The 446-nt window shown below is 35.4% G+C and carries 1 tRNA gene; it reads left to right on the top strand.

The annotated features are described in order from the left end of the window. Positions 1-89: 89 nt before the first annotated feature. A tRNA-Ser gene (locus HMPREF3267_RS11535) sits at positions 90-179 on the top strand. Positions 180-446: the final 267 nt, after the last annotated feature.

Below are 446 nucleotides of genomic sequence, written 5' to 3' on the forward strand. Positions count from 1 at the left end.
GCGGTAACACGGGTTCGAGTCCCGTAGGAGTCATATAAACAGAAGTGAAATATCGCTTCTGTTTTTTATTTTATTAAGTCATATGTTACGGAGAGTTGTCCGAGCTGGCCGAAGGAGCACGCCTGGAAAGTGTGTAGGCGCTTTATCGCGTCTCGAGGGTTCGAATCCCTCACTCTCCATACAAAATTAAAAATCAGTTTAATTCTGATTAATTAAATTACTCTAGAACGTTGATATATCAGCGTTCTTTTTTATTTTGTTGAAAATCTGTAAAAGTCTGTTTAAAATATTTTGGTCAATACGTGGTCAAAATGGATTGAACTATTGTCAAATTGTCCGGTTCGTTGACCACTTAAAAATTAATAATGTTATCTAGCTTTGCATCTTCTTCGCTTTTTAATTCTTCTAATAAGTGACTATACACACGCCATGTAATTTCAATATTT

It is taken from the genome of Staphylococcus sp. HMSC62D11, from assembly GCF_001839145.1.
In the GTDB taxonomy this organism is placed as follows: Bacteria; Bacillota; Bacilli; order Staphylococcales; family Staphylococcaceae; genus Staphylococcus; species Staphylococcus lugdunensis.